Here is an 18,458-nt window from a genome sequence, read left to right as displayed (position 1 = left end):
GGGTGATCCTCCGGCGGATCAGGCCCGCCCCGCGGCCTTCTGGCTCCTGCGGGACAGGGAGTCGACGACCACGGCGGCCAGCAGCACCGAACCCGTGATCATGAACTGGACGGCATTGCTGACGCCCATGATGTTCATGCCCGACTGGATGGAGCCGATCACCAGCGCACCGAGCAGCGCCGACCAGACCGAACCGCGCCCGCCGAACAGGCTCGTACCGCCGATGACCGCCGCCGCGATGACGTTCATCAGGAGGTTGCCGCCGCCGGAGGTCTGGCTCGCGGACTGGATCTGCCCCGCAAGGAAGAGGCCGCCGACCGCCGCCATGGTCCCGGCGATCGAGAAGACGCTCATCCGGACGAAGGGCACGCTGATGCCCGCCCGGCGCGCGCCCTCGATGTTGCCGCCCACCGCGAAGATCCGCCGGCCGTACGTCGTGCGCCGCAGGACGAAGTCCAGCACCACGAGCAGGATCAGGAACACCAGCAGGGCCAGCGGGAGCCCCTGGTACTGGTTGAGGATGTAGGCGGTGACGAACGCGATCGCGGCGATCACGGCCGTACGCAGCACGATCTCGGCGACCGGCCGGGACGGCACCCGGGCCGCCCGGCGTCGTTTCGCGTCCAGGAGCGAGGCCGCCAGGAACAGCCCCACCCCGACGGCCGCCGCCACGTAGGCGGCGGCCGGGCTGTGGTAGATCGTCGAGTAGAGCTCGGAGACGATGCTGTCGCTCGGGATGTTGACCGTGCCGCTGGTGCCGAGCACCTGGAGCATCAGCCCGTTCCACGCGAGGTTGCCGGCCAGCGTGACGACGAAGGCCGGGACGCCGACCTCGGCGAAGAAGAACCCCTGGATGAGTCCGACGGCCGCCCCGCCCGCGATGGCGATCAGCAGCGCCAGCCACTCGTTCATCCCGTTCAGGACGTTGAGCACGGCGAAGATCGCGGCGCACAGTCCGCTGACCGAGCCGACGGAGAGGTCGATCTCGCCCAGCAGCAGGACGAAGACGATACCGACGGCGATCATGCCGGTGCCGACGATCTGCTGACTCAGGTCGGAGAGGTTCTGAGCCGAGAGGAAGGTGCTGTCGAGACTGCCGAACACCGTCCAGATGACGATCACGGCCAGGATCACGGGCAGGGAGCCCAGCTCCCCGCTGCGGAGCTTGCGGCGGAACTCGCCGAGGTACCCCTTGATGCCCTCCTCGCGGACCAGGAGGCGCGTGTCCACGGCCGGTACGGCACCTTGTGCCGGTTCCTGGGAGCCGGCGTCGCCGGAGCCCCCGGAGCCGCCCGCGCGGTCTCGGTCGCGGATCATCGCTCCTCCTCCCGCTTGCGGGCCTGCCGGCGGGTGACGGCGCTGTCGGTGGCTCCGGTGATCGCGGAGATGATCTCCTCGGTGGTCGTGGAGCGCTTGTCGAAGAAGCCGTTGTTCCGGCCGAGCCGCATCACGGCGATCCGGTCGGCGACCGCCATCACGTCCACCATGTTGTGGCTGATCAGGATGGTCCCGAGACCCTGCTCGCGGAGCCGCTCGACCAGGTCGAGCACCTGCGCGGTCTGCTCCACGCCCAGGGCGGCCGTGGGTTCGTCGAGGATGACGACCTTCGGCGCGCCGATCAGCGAGCGGGCGATCGCCACCGTCTGGCGCTGACCGCCGGAGAGGGAGGCCACCGGGATCCGGACGCTCGGGATGCGGATCGACAGGGTGTCGAGCAGCTCCCGCGCGCGCTGGTCCATGCGGACCTCGTCGAGCACGCCGAAACGGCGCAGCTCGCGGCCCAGGAAGAGGTTGGCGACGACGTCGAGGTTGTCGCACAGGGCCAGGTCCTGGTAGACGGTGGCGATGCCGAGGTTCTGGGCGTCGTGGGGCCGGTTGATGGAGACCGGGCGGCCCTCCCACTCGATGACGCCCTCGTCGGGCGGGTTCACCCCGGCGATCGTCTTGACGGCGGTGGACTTGCCGGCGCCGTTGTCGCCGACGAGGGCGACGACCTCGCCGGTGTGGACCTCCAGGTCGAAGCCCTTCAGGGCCTGGACCGCGCCGAACCGTTTGGAGATCCCCCGCAGTGTGAGCACGGCTGACTCGGGCAACCGAACCGCCTCCTCCGCTCGCCCGCTCGCGCGGGCCGCTCCGCCCCACCGGGATGAAACGCCTCGCGGCTGCTGGAGGCGCTACTTCAGACCGGCCTCCTCGCAGGCTGCGGCGTAGGTCGGGGTGCAGATCTCGTCGACCGTGTAGAGGCCGTCCTTGACGACGGTGTCCTTGATGTTGGTCTTGTCGACGACGACCGGCGTCAGCAGGTTGGCCGGGACCTTCTGGCCACTGCCGCTGGTGACGGTGGTGGGCACCAGCGAGGCCGGGAGCTCCTTGCCCTCGGCGAGGTCGACGGCCATCGTGGCGGCGATGTCGGCCTCCGGCTTGTACGGCTTCTCGACCGTGATCGTCTGGGTGCCGGCGAGGATCCGCTGGATCGCGTCGAGTTGGGCGTCCTGGCCGGTCAGCGGCACGTTCATACCGGCCGCCGCGAGGGCGGTGGCGATGCCCGCGGCCAGTCCGTCGTTGGCCGAGTAGACGCCGACGATCTTGTCCTTGCCGAGCGAGCTGATGGCGCCGGACATCTGCTGGTTGGCGTTGTTCGGGTCCCAGTTCGGCGTGTCGTACTCCTTGCCGATCTTGACCTTGCCGTCCAGGACGGAGTGCGCGCCGGCCTTGAACTCGGCCGCGTTCGGGTCCGTCGGCGAGCCGTTGTGCATCACGATCTCGCCGGTCTCGGCCTTGTCGCCGAGCGCGTCGAGGAGCGCCTGGCCCTGGAGCTCGCCCACCTTGCGGTTGTCGTACGAGACGTACGCGTCGACGGGCCCCTGCGCAAGGCGGTCGTACGCCACGACCTTGACGCCCGCGTCACGGGCCTTCTGCACGGAGGACTGGATCGACTTGGCGTCCACGGCGTCCAGGATGAGGACCTTGTCGCCCTTGGCGAGCGCGGTGTTGACCTGCTGCTGCTGGGTCGTGGCGCTCTCGGCGGCGTTGTAGTAGTCGATCTGGGCGTCCGGCGCCAGCTCCTTGATCTTGGCCTCGATGTAGGGCCGGTCGAACTTCTCGTACCGCGTGGTCTTGCTCTCCGGCAGGAGCAGGCCGATCCGTACGTCCTGCCGCGCCTCGGACCCGGCGCCCGGCTGGGCCGCGCCGCTCACGGACACCGCACCCAGGGCGAGTGCGGCGGCTCCGGCCAGGGCTATCGCGCTCCGCAATGTTCGGGACATGGAAGGCTCCTCTCGTACGTCCCCGTCCTCTCGCCCGGTGAGCGTGGAAACAGAGATGCACTTATGGCCTATATATCGACATTAGCGGCAAGCTGAGGACCGGCAAGCGGGTTAACCGGCCGGTAACCTGGCGGCTGAGCGTCCGGCTCCCTGATCAGAAAGAGGTCGTCGATGACCAATCTGGCTCTCAACCTGGCCCGTACCGCAGAGGCACAGCCGGACGGCATCGCGATCCAGTTGGACGACCTGACGCTGGACTACCGTTCCCTGGACGACCGCAGCGCCCGGGTCGCCGGCTGGCTGGAGAGCAAAGGCGTCGGACCGGGGGACCGGGTCGCGATCCTGTTGCCGAACATCCCGCACTTCGCCGTCGCCTACTACGGCGTGCTGCGTGCAGGAGCGGTCGCCGTGCCGATGAACCCGCTGCTCAAGTCCGGCGAGATCGGCTACGCCGCCGGCGACTGCGGGGCCCGGCTGATCCTCGCCTGGGGCGCGGCCATGGGCGAGGCCGGAGCCGCGGCGGCGGAGCTGGGCATCGAGTGCGCCGACGTGACGGACCCGGGCTTCGGTGCCGCGCTGGCCGCCGTCGAGCCGCGCGAAGGGGTCGAGGACCGGGACACCGAAGACCTGGCCGTACTGCTCTACACCTCGGGCACCACCGGCCGCCCCAAGGGCGCACGGCTCACCCACGGGAACCTCGGCTCCAACACCGAGGCCGTGGCCCGTGTGCTCGGCATGTCGGGGGCGGACACGGTCTTCGGCGGCCTGCCGTTCTTCCACGTCTTCGGCCAGACCTGCGGGCTCAACGCGGCGGTCCTCACCGGCGCCCGCGTCACCCTGCTGCCGCGCTTCGACGCCGCGAAGGCGCTGGAGATCCTCTCCCGGGACGGCGTCACGGTGATGGAGGGCGTGCCCACCATGTTCCTGGGTCTGCTCGCCGCCGCCGACGCGGCCGGCTCGACCGGTCTCCCGGACGGCGACGGCGGTCTGCGGCTGTGCGTGACCGGCGGCTCGGCGATGCCGGTGGAGGTGCTGCACCGCTTCGAGGCCGTCTTCGGCTGTGCGGTCGTCGAGGGCTACGGCCTCTCCGAGACCTCCCCGGTGGTCACCTTCGGGGCGCTCGACGGCCCGCGCAAGCCCGGTTCGATCGGCACCCCGATCGACGGCGTGCAGGTCCGGCTCGTCGACGACGAGGGCAAGGACGTCCCGGACGGCGGCGTCGGCGAGATCGCCGTGCAGGGCCCGAACGTCATGGCCGGGTACTGGAACCGGCCCGAGGCCGACGCGGCCGCGTTCATCGACGGCTGGTTCCGCACCGGCGACCTCGCGCGGCGCGACGAGGACGGCTTCTACTTCATCGTGGACCGCAAGAAGGACCTGGTCATCCGCGGCGGGTACAACGTCTACCCGCGCGAGATCGAGGAGGTCCTCTACGAGCACCCGGCCGTGGCCGAGGCCGCCGTGGTGGGCGTTCCGCACGAGGTGCACGGCGAGGAGATCGCGGCCGTCGTCACCCTGCGGCCCGGCGCCGAGGCCACCGCGGACGAACTGCGCGAGTTCGTGAAGGCCCGCGTGGCCCCGTACAAGTACCCCCGGATCGTCCAGCTGGTGCCGGGTCTGCCCAAGGGCCCCACGGGCAAGATCCTCAAGCGGGAGATCACGGTCGAGGACTGACGCGTGCCGTCCGTCCTCAGCGTCCGCCGCCGAGCCAGCCCCGGAGCAGCCGGCTGACCGTCGGCATCGCCACATACGTCATGAGGACGTTGAAGACGCACGCCATCACCGCACTGCTGAGCACCAGCGGCAGTGCGGTGAGGTGGGGCGTCAGGAAGTAGCCGCCCAGCAGGGAGATGGGGTAGATCGCCAGGGTCGCGCTGATCGCCATCTTCCACCGGGGAGGCGCCGGGCGCGTCGAGCCCGGCTTGGCGAACCACGTCTCCATGCCCGTCAGCCGGCGTCGCGCGACCTCGGTGTGGTGGTGACCCTGGCAGTCGGCGAACCACGAGGCCCGCTCCGGGGACTCCTGCCAGGCCTGGCACGCGGCCGCGTCGCGGAAGCGGTGGACCAGGAACCAGGGGGCGTCGCCCCCGGAGGAGCGGAACAGCCCGTAGCCGAGGTGGCCGGGGAAGCGGGCGGCGCTCTCGAGGATGCCCTTCGCCCACTGCTCGAAAGCGGCCTCGTGGCCGGGCTCGACCCTGCGGGCTATCAGCAGGGTCACCTCGCCGGAGTCGGCGGGGACATGAGTGTGCTCAAGGCTCACCGCGGTCATCGTTCTCCTCATGATCACAGCGCGCCCGCGCACACTCTACGCGGGGGCCGCTCACGAGGTCGCGGCCGGGCGCGACGTCACCAGCCGAAACGGCGGTCGACCACGACGGCGAACTCCTCGAAGGTCAGGACCTTGTCGCCGTTCTGGTCGGCGGCGTCGAAGAGGGCCGCCGAGTCCTCGTCGCCCCCCACGCCCCAGACCGGGATGACCCCCTGCGCGGCGAGCGTCGGCCCCTTGGACCGGAGGGCGCCGACGACCTCGGCGAGGGTGAGGGTGCCGTCGTGGTCGAGGTCGAGCGCGTCGAAGAGTATGCGGGCCTTGTCGCTCATCGCGTGTCCTGTTCCCTGTTCCCGGTGGCCGTGGGCGAGAGGCGTCGTACCGGCCGACGCCGTCCGTGCGGAAGGACGCGGAATCCGCGCGTCGGGTTGCCTCCGTGCGCTTGCCTCTGTGCTCATGTGCCGCCATGTGACAGGACCGTGGCTCCGGCCCGCCACACTCCCTACGATACGGTGGCCTTCCATGGCTATGAGTACCGCGCTGTGGTCCTTCGCCCTCGTCGTGGGGCTCCTCACTCTCACCCCCGGCCTCGACACGGCCGTCATCCTGCGCACCGCCGCCCTCGGCCGGCGCACCCGCGCATGGGGAGTCGTCCTCGGCGTCCAGACCGGCACCCTCGTCTGGGGCGCCCTCACCTCCCTCGGCGTGACCGCGCTCCTCACCGCCTCTCAGCTCGCCTACGAGATCCTGCGCTGGGCCGGCGCGGCCTACCTGCTGTGGATGGCGGTCCGCATGGTCCACGACACCTTCCGCGGGCGGGGCGAGGCCCCCGAGGCGACGGACGGCGGCGCGGAGGCCGACACGCTCTCCGGCGGCTGGCGCCAGGGCACTCTGACGAATCTCCTCAACCCCAAGGTGGGTGTCTTCTACGTCGCCGTCCTGCCCCAGTTCATCCCCGCCGAGGCACCCCACTTCACCACCGGCCTGCTCCTGACCGGCGTCCACATCGCCCTCGGCACGATCTGGTCCACCGTCCTGATCGCCTCCGCGACCGCCCTGGGCACCTGGCTGCGCAGGCCCCGCTCCCGGCGGGTCCTCGACCGGGTCACGGGCACCGTCATCGGCGCCTTCGCCGTCCGCCTCGCGGTCAGCGACTGAGCCCCCCCGCGAACCGCCCCCTCAGGAGACGCGCACGGGGGACCAGCGGCTCACCGCGGCGAGGTCGCCGCTGATCGCGGCCGCCGTCGCGAGGAGGTGGGGGAGCAGCTCGGCGAGGCTCTCCTCCGGGGTGCCTCGGCCCGCGTGCAGCGCCACGTTCACGGCGGCGACCACCCGGCCCCGGCCGTCCGTCACCGGCGCGGCGAGTGAGCGCAGCCCCTCCTCCAGCTCCTGCTCCACCCACCCGTAGCCGCGCCGCGCGGTCTCGGCGACCGCCTCGGCCAGCGCCTCGGGCGTCGCCACCGTGCGGGGCGTGAGCGCCTCGGGCCGCACGCCCGCGAGGGCCGCTTCCCGCTCCTTCTCGGGCAGGGCGCCGAGCAGGACCCGGCCCATCGAGGTCGCGTAGGCCGGCAGACGGGTGCCCACCCTGATGTCGATGTGCATGATCCGGGAGCTCGCCACGCGGGCGACGTAGCGGATGTCCTCCCCGTCGAGCACCGCGACGGACGCCGACTCGTGGACCCGGACCACCAGTTCGGCGAGGTGCGGGGTGGCGATCTCGACGAGCGTGAGCCCCGACACGCGCGCGTGGCCGAGCTCCAGGACACGGGGGAGCACGCGGAAACCGTCCTCGTCCTCCCGTACGTATCCGAGGTGGCGCAGGGTGATCAGCGACCGCCGGGCGGTGGCGCGGGGAAGCCCCGTCAGCCGGGCCAGCTCGGTCAGCCTGGCCGGTCCGCGGACCGCGCCGAACGCGCACAGGACGTCCAGGCCGCGCGCGAGCGACTGCAGGAACCCCGAGCCCAACTCCTCCTTGAGCGCCGCCGCACCGGGCCCGGCGGGCGGCTCGGCGCGCTCGGCCGATGAGGCCGAGGCGAGGGCGGCCTCCATCGCCGCGACGGCCGCGCGCAGCGGCGGCAGGGCGACGCCGGCGAGGGAGCCGATGTCGTGCCGGCTCGTGTGGCTGACCACGCTGACCGCGCAGACGACGGCCCCGGTGTCGTCGCGGACGGGCAGGGCCACGGCGATCAGTCCGGCCTCGATGAGCTGGTCGTCGGCGGCCCAGCCGTCCGTACGGCTCCGGCGCGCGCGGGCGCGGAAGCCGGCCTCCACGGCGTCCGTCGCCCCCTCGGCCACGGTGGCCCCGTCGACCCCTCCGCCCCCGTCGGTCCTGTCACCCCCGTCGGTCCCGGAGGGCCTACGGGGCGGAACGGCCGGGAAGGCGGAGTCCAGCGGGTCCTCGCGGTGCCGTGCCCGCCAGGTCTCCCACTCCGCGTCCGACCAGCCGGCGGCGAACAGCGCCCCGGGCGCGCAGCGTTCGGCCGGGAGGACGTCCCCCGCGCGGAACGAGATGGCCATGGCGCGCCGTCGCGCGGCCTGCGCCACGAAGCGCACCCCGTCCCCGTCGGGGACCGCCACGGACACGGACTCGTCGAGCTCGTCGGCGAGGGCGACGGCGTGCGGCCCGACGGCCTCCGGCAGGCCGGTCGAGGACAGGTAGGCGTTGCCCAGCGCCGCCGCGCGCGGCGCGAGCAGCAGGTCGCGCTCCTCGGCGCGGACGTACCCGAGCCGCAGGAGCGTCGTGGCCACGCGGTCGACGGTCGACCTGGCAAGGCCCGTGGCGCGCGCGAGATCGCCGGGGCGGTGGCGGCTCCCCGGCCCGGCGGCCACCGCGCGCAGCACGGCGAGTCCACGCCCCAGCGGCCCGACGAGCTCCTCCGGGGGCCCGTCGGGCTCCGTGCGCTGCGCCATCCTCTGGCCTCCTTCTGTCGGTCGCGAGCCGGTCACGATGTCGGGTCACGACGCGGAAACCGTACCCGGCGCCGTTGACACGGCCCGAAGCGTGGGCCGACACTCACCCCGCGTTCGCTGATGAACATAAGTTCACCAGGCGAACGTGATCACCGTCAATCCTCAGTGAAACGGGTCGTTATATGGACAAAGTGGTGACATCCGCTGCCGATGCGGTGGCGGACATCGGAGACGGAGCCTCGCTCGCCGTCGGAGGCTTCGGGCTGAGCGGGGTGCCGGACGCCCTCATCCGGGCCCTGCACGCCCAGGGCGCCGGCCGGCTGAGCGTCGTGTCGAACAACTGCGGCGTCGACGGCGGCGGCCTCGGCATCCTCCTCGCCGACGGCCGCATCGTCCGCGTGACGGGCTCGTACATCGGCGACAACAAGGAGTTCGCCCGTCGCTACCTCGGCGGCGAACTGGAGCTGGAGCTCACCCCGCAGGGCACCCTCGCCGAGCGGCTGCGCGCCGGCGGCTGTGGCATCCCCGCCTTCTTCACGCCCGCCGGCGTCGGCACCCAGGCCGCCGAGGGCGGACTGCCCTGGCGGTACGCCCCCGACGGCGGCGTGGCGGTCGCCTCCCCGCCCAAGGAGGTCCGCGACTACGACGGCCGCCCCCACGTCCTCGAACACGGCATCACCACCGACTTCGCCCTGGTCCGCGCCGCCCGCGGCGACCGCCACGGCAACCTCGTCTTCCGCCGCTCCGCCCGCAACTTCAACCCGCTCGCCGCCATGGCCGGCCGGATCACGATCGCCGAGGTCGAGGAGCTCGTGGAGCCGGGCGAGCTCGACCCCGACGCGATCCACCTGCCCGGCGTGTTCGTGCAGCGGGTCGTGGCCCTGACCCCCGAAGAGGCCGCCGCCAAGGGCATCGAGCGAAGGACGGTACGCACGCGATGAGCTGGACCAGGGACGAGATGGCGGCCCGCGCCGCCCGCGAGCTGACCGACGGCTCCTACGTCAACCTCGGGATCGGACTGCCGACCCGGGTCCCGGGCTTCCTCCCCGAGGGCGTCGACGTCGTCCTCCAGTCGGAGAACGGCCTCCTCGGCGTCGGCCCGTACCCCTACGACGACGAGGTCGACCCCGACCTGATCAACGCCGGCAAAGAGACCGTCACCGTCCTGCCGGGTTCCTCCTTCTTCGACTCCTCCCTGTCCTTCGGGATGATCCGCGGCGGCCACATCGACACGGCCGTCCTCGGCGCCATGCAGGTCTCCGCCCGCGGCGACCTCGCCAACTGGGCCGTCCCCGGCCGGATGGTCAAGGGCATGGGCGGCGCCATGGACCTCGTCCACGGCGTCCGGCGGGTCCTCGTCCTCACCGAGCACACCGCCAAGGACGGCTCACCGAAGATCGTCGACACCTGCACCCTGCCGCTCACCGGCCGCGCCTGCGTCCACCGGATCATCACCGACCTCGGCGTCCTCGACGTCACCGCGGACGGACTCGTCCTCGTCGAGACCGCGCCAGGCGTGAGCGTGGACGAGATCACGCGCCGCACCGCGGCGCCCGTGCGCGTACCCCTGTCCGTCGCCGCACACGCGGAGGAGACCCCGTGACCAAGGACGTCTACATCGTCGACGCCGTACGGACCCCGGTCGGCCGCTACGGCGGCGCGCTCGCCGGCGTCCGCCCGGACGACCTCGCCGCCCACGTCCTGCGCGCCCTGCTCGACCGTACGCCCGCGATCGACCCCGCCCGGATCGACGATGTGTTCCTCGGCAACGCCAACGGCGCCGGAGAGGAGAACCGGGACGTCGCCCGCATGGCCGGGCTCCTCGCCGGAGTGCCCGTCACCGTCCCCGGTGTCACCGTGAACCGGCTCTGCGGCTCCGGCCTGGAGGCCGTGATCCAGGCCTACCGCGCCGTCGCCGTCGGTGACGCCTCCGTCGTCCTCGCGGGCGGCGTCGAGTCGATGAGCCGAGCCCCCTGGGTGCTGCCCAAGCCCGACCGCGCCTACCCCGCCGGCCACCAGGAGCTCCACTCCACCACCCTCGGCTGGCGGATGGTCAACCCGCGCATGCCCGCCGAGTGGACCGTGTCCCTCGGCGAGGGCGCCGAACTCGTCGCGGAGAAGCACGCCATCGGCCGCGAGGAGCAGGACGCCTACGCCCTCGCCAGTCACGCCAAGGCCGCCGAGGCCTGGGCCACGGGCGCCTTCGACGCCGAGGTCGTCCCCGTCGAAGGCACCGGCACCGGCGGTGTCCTCCTCGACCGCGACGAGTCCGTCCGCGCGGACACCTCCCTCGCCGCCCTCGCCCGCCTCAAGCCCGTCTTCCGCCAGGACGGCACCGTCACCGCGGGCAACGCCTCGCCCCTCAACGACGGCGCCTCCGCCCTCCTGATCACCGACGAGGACGGCCTGCGCGCCACCGGCCGCGAACCCCTCGCCCGGATCACCGCCTCCGGCGTCAGCGGCATCGAACCGCAGTACTTCGGCCTCGGCCCCGTCGAAGCCGCCCGGCGCGCGCTGGCCCGCGCGGGCCGCACCTTCGCCGGCCTCTCCACCCTGGAGCTCAACGAGGCCTTCGCCGCCCAGGCCCTCGGCTGCCTAGCCGAGTGGCCCGAGCTCGACCCCTCCGTCGTCAACCCCCACGGCGGAGCCATCGCGCTCGGACACCCCCTCGGCTCCTCCGGGGCCCGGCTCGCCGGAACCGTCGCCCACCGGCTCGCCGCCCTCGGCTCCGGCACCGGCCTCGCCACGCTCTGCATCGGCGTCGGCCAGGGACTCGCCCTCGTACTGGAAAGGTGACAGGACGTCATGACACTGACGCAGCAGGACATCTCGCGAGAGATCGACGGTGAGCGGAAGGACTACCTCGCCGCCGGGCAGGTGCGCCACCACCCCGCCCGGGACTACGCCCCCTACCGCAGCAGCGCGCTGCGCCACCCCCTCCGGCCGCCGGTGACCGTCCACGACCCCGAGGCCGTCGAACTCTCCGGACCGGTCTTCGGCGTCACCGACGTCACCGAGACCGACGCCGACCTCACCCTGGCCCACGCGGGGGAGCCGCTCGGCGAACGCATCACCGTCACCGGCCGCGTCCTCGACCGCGCCGGACGGCCCGTACGCGGCCAGCTCGTGGAACTGTGGCAGGCCAACGCCGCCGGCCGCTACGCCCACCTCCGTGACCAGCACCCGGCGCCGCTCGACCCGAACTTCACCGGCTTCGGGCGGTGCCTGACGGACGACCAGGGCACGTACGCGTTCACCACGATCAAGCCCGGGGCCTACCCCTGGCGCAACCACGACAACGCCTGGCGCCCCGCGCACATCCACTTCTCGCTCTTCGGTACGGCGTTCACCCAGCGGCTCGTCACCCAGATGTACTTCCCCGGCGACCCGCTCTTCGCGTACGACCCGATCCTCCAGTCCGTCACCGACGACGCGGCGCGCGAGCGGCTCGTCGCCACCTACGACCACGACCTGTCCACCCCCGAGCGGTCGCTCGGCTACCGCTGGGACATCGTCCTCGACGGCCCCGCCGCGACCTGGATCGAGGAAGGCCGATGAGCCCCGACCCCCGGACCCTCCCTCCCACGCCCTCGCAGACGGTCGGTCCCTTCTACGGCTACGCCCTGCCCTTCCCCGGCGGACCCGACATCGCGCCCGCCGGACACCCCGGCACCCTCACCGTCCACGGATACGTGTACGACGGCGGCGGCGCCCCCGTCCCCGACGCGATCGTGGAGATCTGGCAGCCGGGCCCCGACGGCGGCCGCTCCGGCGCCCCCGGCTCCCTCCGGCGCGACCCCGTCACCGGCGGATACGCGGGCCGTGACGGCGTCACCTTCACCGGCTTCGGACGGATCGCCACCGACGCCGACGGACACTGGGCCGTCCGGACCCTCCCGCCGGGCGGCGTCCCGTACCTCTCCGTCTGCGTCTTCGCCCGGGGCCTGCTCCACCACCTGTACACCCGGATCTACCTGCCGGGCCCGGCCACCGACGCCGCCCCGCTGCTCGCCGGCCTCGCGCCCGAGCGGCGCGCGACCCTGCTCGCCACGGAGGACGGGCCGGGCGTCCACCGCTTCGACATCCGCCTCCAGGGCGCCGACGAGACGGTGTTCCTTGACTTCCGCTGAGCCCCTGGGCAACGGCGGGTCCGACACGGGCCCAGGCGCCGACGGGTACGACGTAGGCCTCCTCGCCCCCGTCAGCGCGGGCACCGCCGCCGAGCAAGCCACCGGCGACCACGCCTACCTCCAGGCGATGCTCGACGCCGAGGCCGCGCTCACCCGGGCCCAGGCCGGCCTCGGTCACGCCCCGGGCCCGGCGGCCGAGGCCGTGACCGAGGCGGCCCGCGCCGACCGGTTCGACGCGCGCGACCTCGCACTGCGCGCCCGCGCCGGCGGCAACCCCGTCATCCCGCTCGTCACCGCGCTCACCGCTGCCGTCCCCGCGCACGCCGCGCCGTACGTCCACCGGGGCGCGACCAGCCAGGACGTCCTGGACACCGCCACGATGCTGGTCGCGGCCCGTACCGTCCCGCTCATCACCGCCGAACTGCACCGGGCCGCCGAGACGTTCGGGCGGCTCGCCGCCGCCCACCGCGACACCCCGATGGCCGGCCGCACCCTCGGCCAGCACGCCGTGCCCACCACATTCGGGCTCAAGGCCGCCGGCTGGCGCCACCTCGCCCTCGACGCGGCCGACCGGCTCTCCGCCCTGCGCCTCCCCGCCCAACTGGGCGGCGCGGCAGGCACCCTGGCCGCCTTCGAGTACCTGGCGGGCGCTCCCGGCAGCGGCCCGGAGCTCGCCGAGCGATACGCGGCGGAACTCGGACTCGCCGCGCCCGTCCTGCCCTGGCACACCCTGCGCACCCCGGTCGCCGACCTCGCGACGGCGCTCGCCTTCACCGCCGCCGCACTCGGCAAGCCCGCCGCGGACGTCCTCCGGCTCGCCCGCACGGAGACCGCCGAACTCGCCGAGGGCCGCGGCGGCGGCTCCTCCGCCATGCCGCACAAGAGCAACCCCGTCCGCGCCACCCTCGTCGCCTCGGCCGCCCGTCAGGCCCCCGCGCTCGCCGCCGTACTCCTCGGCTCGCTCGCCGCCGAGGACGAGCGGCCGGCCGGCGCCTGGCACGCCGAGTGGCAGCCCCTGCGGGACCTGCTCAGGCTCGCGGGCTCCGCCGCCCACCACACCGCCGAACTCGCCCGAGGACTCCGCGTCCGTCCCGACCGGATGCTGGAGAACCTGCACCGCACCCGCGGCCTCGTCACGAGCGAACGCCTCGCCGCCGCCCTGGCGGACGTCCTCGGCCGGGCCGAGGCCCGCGCCCTCCTCGACCGGCTCTCCCGGCGGGCGGCCGAGGAGGACCGTGACCTCGCGGAGCTGCTCGTCGCCGCCCCCGAGCTGACCGGCCGGATCGCCTCCGCACGGCTCCGTGCCCTCGCGGATCCGTCCGGCGCGACCGGCGCGGCTCCCCTGCTCGTCGACCACGCCCTGCGGAGGCAGCCCTCCGCCGACCCGGAAGGCCGCCCGTGACCAGCGTTCTCCACCACCGCATCGACGGCCCCGCCCAGGCGCCCGTCCTCATCCTCGGCCCGTCCCTCGGCACCTCGCTCGCCGTCTGGGACGCCCAGGTCCCCGCCCTCGCCCGCCGCCACCGCGTCGTCCGCTACGACCTGCCCGGCCACGGCGGCACCCCCGCCGGGACGCCGGCCGGCACCGCCCCCGGCGCCACCCGCGTGGGCGACCTGGCGGCCCTCGTCCTCGCCCTCGCCGACCACCTCGGCGCCGAACAGTTCGCCTACGCCGGGATCTCCCTCGGCGGCGCCGTCGGCGCCCACCTCGCCGCCCACCACCCGGAGCGGGTCACCCGCCTCGCGCTCGTCTGCTCCTCCGCCCGCTTCGGCGAGCCCGCCGGCTGGCACGAGAGGGCCGCCCTCGTACGCGAGAAGGGCACCGACGCCGTCGCGCCCGGGGCCCTCGGACGCTGGTTCACCCCCGACTTCGCCGGCACACACACCGCCGACCGTCTCCTGGACGACCTGTGCGCCGCCGACGCCGAGGGGTACGCGGCCTGCTGCGACGCCCTCGCCGCGTACGACCTCCGCCCCGAGCTGCCCCGCATCACGGCGCCCACCCTGCTCGTCGCCGGCCGCGCCGACACGGCCACACCCCCCGCGCACTCCCGCGAACTCGCCGACGGCATCCCCGACGCGAGCCTCCTCGAACTCGCCGGCGCCGCCCACCTCGCCCCCGCCGAACGGCCCGAAGCGGTCCTCTCCGCACTCCTCGGCCACTTCGGCACACCCGACTCCGACGACAACCGGTACGCCGAGGGCATGGCGGTCCGCCGGGCCGTCCTCGGTGACGCCCATGTGGACCGGGCCGTCGCCCGCACCACCGACTTCACCGCCGACTTCCAGGACTACATCACCCGGTACGCCTGGGGCGAGATCTGGACCCGCCCCGGCCTCGACCGGCGCACCCGCAGCTGCCTCACCCTCACCGCCCTGATCGCCCACGGGCACCAGGAGGAGCTGGCGATGCACGTCCGCGCCGCCATCCGCAACGGACTCACCCCCGAGGACATCAAGGAGGTGCTGCTGCACTCCGCCGTCTACTGCGGGGTGCCCGCGGCCAACTCCGCCTTCGCCACCGCGCAGCGCGTCCTCACCGAGGACGGCACCCCGCTCACGCTCTGACGCGCCCACCCCCCGCCCGACTCTCCCTCCCTCTCACGCTCACGGAGACCACCCATGCCCCGCACCACCGTCGGCATCATCGGAGCCGGACCGGCCGGCCTCCTCCTCTCGCACCTGCTGCACCGGCAGGGCATCGACAACGTCGTCCTCGAACTCCGCGACCGGGCCTACGTCGAGCGGCGCCAGCGCGCCGGCATCCTCGAACAGGACACCGTCGACGTCCTGCGCGCCTCCGGCGCGGGCACCCGCATGGACCGGCAGGGCCTGGAGCACCACGGCATCGAGCTCCGCTTCGACCGGCGCTCCCACCGCATCGACTTCCCGTCCCTCACGGGCGGCCGGTCGGTCATGGTCTACGCCCAGACCGAGGTGGTGAAGGACCTCATCGCCCTGCGCGAGGAAGCCGGCGGCACGGTCCTCTTCGAGGCCGAGGCCCTCTCCGTCGGCGGCATCGAGACCGACCACCCGAGCGTCCGCTACCGCCACGACGGGGCCGAGCACACCCTCGACTGCGACTTCGTCGTCGCCTGCGACGGCTTCCACGGCATAGGCCGGCGCTCCCTGCCCGAGGACGTCCTCACCGTCACCGAGCGCACCTACCCCTTCTCCTGGCTCGGCATCCTCGCCGACGTCGCGCCCTCCTGCGACGAGCTGATCTACGCCCACCACGAGCGCGGCTTCGCCCTGCACAGCATGCGCTCGCCCGAGGTGAGCCGGCTCTACCTCCAGGTCGACCCGGACGACTCCACCGACAACTGGCCGGACGAGCGGATCTGGGACGAACTGGAAGCGCGCTTCGCCGTCGACGGCGACTGGGAGCTGAAGCGCGGACCCGTCACGGAGAAGAGCATCACCCCGATGCGCAGCTTCGTCGCCGAGCCCCTGCGCCACGGGCGCCTCTTCCTCGCCGGGGACGCGGCCCACATCGTGCCGCCCACCGGGGCCAAGGGCCTCAACCTCGCCGTCGCCGACGTGACCCTGCTCGCCCAGGCCCTCACCCGCCACCACGCCCGGGGCGACGAGTCGCTGCTCGACGCCTACTCGGAGACCGCGCTGCGCCGTGTGTGGCGGGCCGAGCACTTCTCGTACACGATGACGACCCTCCTGCACACCAGCCCGGACGACACCGACTTCGACCGCGGACTGCGCCTCTCGCACCTGCGCTACCTCGCGAACTCGGGCGCGGCCTCGGCCTCGCTCGCGGAGAACTACGTGGGATTCAGCGACAACTGACACTGCGTCATCACCCTCGGGGAGGGCGGCCGCGCGACGCGGCCGCCCTCCCCGTGCTGCCCCGCCGACCCGCGAGAACGCCGAGGGCGCGGGCTTATGTCAACACCATTGACCTTGATCCGTCCGGAGAGGTCTCATGGCGGCACTTCGCAGGCCACAACCCCACCTCCGCGATCCCAAGGAGCCCGCCGCCATGGACCCCCTCGCCTCGCTCCGGGACGCCGAGCCGACCCCGTTCTGGCTCGACAGTCCCGAGAAGCCGCAGCCCGCGCCCGCCCTCGTCGGCGCGACCACCTGCGACCTCCTCGTGGTCGGCGGCGGCTACACCGGCCTCTGGACGGCCCTGGTCGCCAAGGAGCGGGACCCCTCGCTCGACGTGCTCCTCGTCGAGGCCGAGGAGGCGGGCGGCGCCGCCTCCGGGCGCAACGGCGGATTCGTCGAGTCCAGCCTCACCCACGGCCTGCACAACGGCCTCTCCCGCTGGCCCGACGAGATCGGCCTCCTGGAGCGCCTCGGCCGCGAGAACCTCCAGGCCATGGAGGACACGCTCGTCCGCCACGGCATCGACTGCGACTGGGAGCGCACCGGCTCCCTCGCCGTCGCCACCGAGCCCTACCAGGTCGGCCTCCTCCAGGAGGAGGCCGAGACCGTCGCCCGGTACGGCGGCGCCTCCCAGTACCTCGACGCCGAAGCCGTACGCGCCGAGATCGACTCCCCGACCTTCCTCGCCGGCCTGTGGAACAGGAACGACGTGGCCATGGTCGACCCGGCCCGCCTCGCCTGGGGCCTCAAGCGGGCCTGCCTCGACCTGGGGGTCCGCTTCCACGAGCACACCCCCGCCCTCTCGCTCGACGAGCAGGGCCGCACGATGGCCGTCCGCACCCCCTACGGGCGGATCACCGCCCGCAAGGTGGCCCTCGCCACGAACGCGTACCCCTCCCTGCTCCGCCGCCACCGCCCGTACACCGTCCCCGTCTACGACTACGCACTCATGACCGAGCCGCTCACCGAGGACCGGCTCGCCTCCGTGGGCTGGCGGAACCGGCAGGGCTTCGCGGACATGAACAACCACTTCCACTACGTCCGGCTCTCCGCCGACAACCGCATCCTGTGGGGCGGCTACGACGCCATCTACCACTACAACGGGCGCGTGCGCCCCGAGTACGACCAGCGGCACGAGACCTTCGCGACCCTCGCACGCCACTTCTTCACCACCTTCCCCCAGCTGGAAGGCGTGCGCTTCAGCCACACCTGGGGCGGCGCGATCGACATGAGCACCCGCTTCTGCGTCTTCTTCGACACCAGTCACCGGGGCAAGGTCGCCTACGCCGCCGGCTTCACCGGCCTCGGCGTGGGCGCGACCCGCTTCGGCGCGGAGGTCGTGCTCGACCTGCTCGACGGCGCCCGCACCGAACGCACCTCGCTGGAACTGGTCCGCCGCAAGCCGCTGCCGTTCCCGCCCGAGCCGGTCCGCTCGGTGGGCATCGGCATCACCCAGTGGTCCATGACCCGCGCGGACCACTCCGGGGGCCGCCGCAACCTCTGGCTGCGCACCCTGGACCGCCTGGGTCTCGGCTTCGACAGCTGACCTCCCCGGCTACAGCCGGCGCGGCGGCCGGGCGTCCGCGACCGGGTCGGCCACGGACAGCGCCTCGGGCAGCCGGCGCATCCGGGCGACGACGTCGCGCGCGGCGGCGTCGGCCTCGGCCCGGTCGAAGGGGCCGGTGCCGGGCGCGGCCTGGACGACGATCCGCTCCAGGGGCCTCAGCTGGAGCCCGCCCTCGGCGGCGAGGCAGAGGGCCACGAGGAGGATCCAGCCGATCAGTGCGCGCCAGGGGTGCCGGGCGCTGTACCGGGCCGTGCGTACGGTGGGGTTCGTCATGCGTCCCAGCCTCGCCGCGGCGCCATCTCGCCGACAGGTTCGCCCGGTTGAACCTCGTGTCCACCGGTCGGTGGACAAGGAGGCCGGAGGGGGAGGGGGAGCGGGCGCCGGAGGTACGCGGCCGGGCCCCGAGGAGCCCGGTTCCGGCCTCACGGTAGAGTTGCCCGTTCCCTTCTCCCGCCTCCCGCCTCCCGCCACTCCAG

At 73.4% G+C, this 18,458-nt stretch carries 18 protein-coding genes; 11 read left to right on the top strand and 7 right to left on the bottom strand.

Going from position 1 to position 18,458, the window contains the following annotated elements; genetic code table 11:
- Positions 1-18: 18 nt before the first annotated feature.
- From DEJ46_RS02985 to DEJ46_RS02975, 3 genes are all read right to left on the bottom strand, one after another.
- Positions 19-1,317, bottom strand: a complete 1,299-nt coding sequence (locus DEJ46_RS02985) for a sugar ABC transporter permease (RefSeq protein ID WP_150264023.1) — start codon at positions 1,315-1,317, stop codon at positions 19-21.
- Complete coding sequence (locus DEJ46_RS02980; protein WP_150264022.1) at positions 1,314-2,093, bottom strand: ATP-binding cassette domain-containing protein; 780 nt, start codon at positions 2,091-2,093, stop codon at positions 1,314-1,316. The genes DEJ46_RS02985 and DEJ46_RS02980 overlap by 4 nt, the downstream gene beginning before the upstream one ends.
- Before the next feature lie 81 nt (positions 2,094-2,174).
- Positions 2,175-3,266 carry a substrate-binding domain-containing protein gene (locus DEJ46_RS02975; RefSeq protein WP_150264021.1) on the bottom strand — a complete coding sequence of 364 codons (1,092 nt, stop codon included), beginning with the start codon at positions 3,264-3,266 and terminating at the stop codon, positions 2,175-2,177.
- 171 nt (positions 3,267-3,437) lie between these two features.
- Here DEJ46_RS02975 and DEJ46_RS02970 point away from each other — a divergent pair, with 171 nt between their 5' ends.
- Complete coding sequence (locus tag DEJ46_RS02970) at positions 3,438-4,940, top strand: long-chain-fatty-acid--CoA ligase (protein ID WP_150264020.1); 1,503 nt, start codon at positions 3,438-3,440, stop codon at positions 4,938-4,940.
- Between the two features lie 16 nt (positions 4,941-4,956).
- Here DEJ46_RS02970 and DEJ46_RS02965 read toward each other — a convergent pair whose 3' ends face one another.
- Positions 4,957-5,535: an antibiotic biosynthesis monooxygenase gene (locus DEJ46_RS02965; RefSeq protein ID WP_150264019.1), complete on the bottom strand. Its 579-nt coding sequence runs from the start codon at positions 5,533-5,535 to the stop codon at positions 4,957-4,959.
- Between the two features lie 77 nt (positions 5,536-5,612).
- The gene (locus tag DEJ46_RS02960; protein ID WP_150264018.1) at positions 5,613-5,864 is read right to left on the bottom strand and encodes an EF-hand domain-containing protein; all 252 of its coding nucleotides are present in this window, start codon (positions 5,862-5,864) and stop codon (positions 5,613-5,615) included.
- Positions 5,865-6,054: 190 nt separating this feature from the next.
- On the opposite strand from DEJ46_RS02960, the gene DEJ46_RS02955 reads away from it, so the two are divergent.
- Entirely contained in the window at positions 6,055-6,690 is a 636-nt protein-coding gene (locus DEJ46_RS02955) for a LysE family translocator (protein WP_150264017.1), read from the top strand.
- 21 nt (positions 6,691-6,711) lie between these two features.
- Here DEJ46_RS02955 and DEJ46_RS02950 read toward each other — a convergent pair whose 3' ends face one another.
- Positions 6,712-8,442, bottom strand: coding sequence for an IclR family transcriptional regulator C-terminal domain-containing protein (locus tag DEJ46_RS02950; RefSeq protein WP_150264016.1), 1,731 nt, complete (start codon positions 8,440-8,442; stop codon positions 6,712-6,714).
- A gap of 182 nt (positions 8,443-8,624) precedes the next feature.
- Here DEJ46_RS02950 and DEJ46_RS02945 point away from each other — a divergent pair, with 182 nt between their 5' ends.
- The 9 genes from DEJ46_RS02945 (at position 8,625) to DEJ46_RS02905 (ending at position 17,961) form a co-directional block, all read left to right on the top strand.
- On the top strand, positions 8,625-9,383 hold the full coding sequence (locus DEJ46_RS02945; RefSeq protein ID WP_150264015.1) for a CoA transferase subunit A: 759 nt from the start codon (positions 8,625-8,627) through the stop codon (positions 9,381-9,383).
- Positions 9,380-10,045 carry a 3-oxoacid CoA-transferase subunit B gene (locus DEJ46_RS02940; protein ID WP_150264014.1) on the top strand — a complete coding sequence of 222 codons (666 nt, stop codon included), beginning with the start codon at positions 9,380-9,382 and terminating at the stop codon, positions 10,043-10,045. Before DEJ46_RS02945 ends, DEJ46_RS02940 begins: the two co-directional genes overlap by 4 nt.
- Positions 10,042-11,238, top strand: coding sequence for a thiolase family protein (locus tag DEJ46_RS02935; protein WP_150264013.1), 1,197 nt, complete (start codon positions 10,042-10,044; stop codon positions 11,236-11,238). The genes DEJ46_RS02940 and DEJ46_RS02935 overlap by 4 nt, the downstream gene beginning before the upstream one ends.
- A 9-nt stretch (positions 11,239-11,247) precedes the next feature.
- Positions 11,248-12,000, top strand: a complete 753-nt coding sequence (gene pcaH, locus DEJ46_RS02930; protein ID WP_150264012.1) for a protocatechuate 3,4-dioxygenase subunit beta — start codon at positions 11,248-11,250, stop codon at positions 11,998-12,000.
- Positions 11,997-12,572, top strand: coding sequence for a protocatechuate 3,4-dioxygenase subunit alpha (pcaG, locus tag DEJ46_RS02925; RefSeq protein WP_150264011.1), 576 nt, complete (start codon positions 11,997-11,999; stop codon positions 12,570-12,572). The genes pcaH and pcaG overlap by 4 nt, the downstream gene beginning before the upstream one ends.
- On the top strand, positions 12,559-13,974 hold the full coding sequence (gene pcaB / locus DEJ46_RS02920) for a 3-carboxy-cis,cis-muconate cycloisomerase (protein ID WP_223834474.1): 1,416 nt from the start codon (positions 12,559-12,561) through the stop codon (positions 13,972-13,974). Before pcaG ends, pcaB begins: the two co-directional genes overlap by 14 nt.
- Entirely contained in the window at positions 13,971-15,140 is a 1,170-nt protein-coding gene (gene pcaD / locus DEJ46_RS02915) for a 3-oxoadipate enol-lactonase (RefSeq protein WP_150264010.1), read from the top strand. Before pcaB ends, pcaD begins: the two co-directional genes overlap by 4 nt.
- Before the next feature lie 54 nt (positions 15,141-15,194).
- Positions 15,195-16,373, top strand: coding sequence for a 4-hydroxybenzoate 3-monooxygenase (locus DEJ46_RS02910; protein WP_150264009.1), 1,179 nt, complete (start codon positions 15,195-15,197; stop codon positions 16,371-16,373).
- Positions 16,374-16,566: 193 nt separating this feature from the next.
- Positions 16,567-17,961 (top strand): NAD(P)/FAD-dependent oxidoreductase, encoded by a 1,395-nt coding sequence (locus DEJ46_RS02905; protein WP_150264008.1) that lies wholly within the window; start codon positions 16,567-16,569, stop codon positions 17,959-17,961.
- A gap of 9 nt (positions 17,962-17,970) precedes the next feature.
- On the opposite strand, the gene DEJ46_RS02900 is transcribed toward DEJ46_RS02905, so the two are convergent.
- A complete protein-coding gene (locus tag DEJ46_RS02900) occupies positions 17,971-18,255 on the bottom strand; it encodes a hypothetical protein (protein WP_150264007.1) in 285 nt (94 codons plus the stop codon).
- Positions 18,256-18,458: the final 203 nt, after the last annotated feature.

The organism is Streptomyces venezuelae, assembly GCF_008642375.1.
GTDB classification, from domain to species: Bacteria; Actinomycetota; Actinomycetes; order Streptomycetales; family Streptomycetaceae; genus Streptomyces; species Streptomyces venezuelae_G.
The sequence above is the reverse complement of the archived record's forward strand: the minus strand, read 5'-3'. Positions and strand labels throughout refer to the sequence as shown.

Coding starts and splice junctions, on each gene's coding strand:
- DEJ46_RS02975 (WP_150264021.1), bottom strand. CDS start 3,266: ATGTCCCGAACATTGCGGAGCGCGATAGCCCTGGCCGGAGCCGCCGCA.
- DEJ46_RS02950 (WP_150264016.1), bottom strand. CDS start 8,442: ATGGCGCAGCGCACGGAGCCCGACGGGCCCCCGGAGGAGCTCGTCGGG.
- DEJ46_RS02940 (WP_150264014.1), top strand. CDS start 9,380: ATGAGCTGGACCAGGGACGAGATGGCGGCCCGCGCCGCCCGCGAGCTG.
- DEJ46_RS02910 (WP_150264009.1), top strand. CDS start 15,195: ATGCCCCGCACCACCGTCGGCATCATCGGAGCCGGACCGGCCGGCCTC.
- DEJ46_RS02955 (WP_150264017.1), top strand. CDS start 6,055: ATGGCTATGAGTACCGCGCTGTGGTCCTTCGCCCTCGTCGTGGGGCTC.
- pcaH (WP_150264012.1), top strand. CDS start 11,248: ATGACACTGACGCAGCAGGACATCTCGCGAGAGATCGACGGTGAGCGG.
- pcaG (WP_150264011.1), top strand. CDS start 11,997: ATGAGCCCCGACCCCCGGACCCTCCCTCCCACGCCCTCGCAGACGGTC.
- DEJ46_RS02960 (WP_150264018.1), bottom strand. CDS start 5,864: ATGAGCGACAAGGCCCGCATACTCTTCGACGCGCTCGACCTCGACCAC.
- DEJ46_RS02905 (WP_150264008.1), top strand. CDS start 16,567: ATGGACCCCCTCGCCTCGCTCCGGGACGCCGAGCCGACCCCGTTCTGG.
- DEJ46_RS02985 (WP_150264023.1), bottom strand. CDS start 1,317: ATGATCCGCGACCGAGACCGCGCGGGCGGCTCCGGGGGCTCCGGCGAC.
- DEJ46_RS02970 (WP_150264020.1), top strand. CDS start 3,438: ATGACCAATCTGGCTCTCAACCTGGCCCGTACCGCAGAGGCACAGCCG.
- DEJ46_RS02900 (WP_150264007.1), bottom strand. CDS start 18,255: ATGACGAACCCCACCGTACGCACGGCCCGGTACAGCGCCCGGCACCCC.
- DEJ46_RS02945 (WP_150264015.1), top strand. CDS start 8,625: ATGGACAAAGTGGTGACATCCGCTGCCGATGCGGTGGCGGACATCGGA.
- DEJ46_RS02965 (WP_150264019.1), bottom strand. CDS start 5,535: ATGACCGCGGTGAGCCTTGAGCACACTCATGTCCCCGCCGACTCCGGC.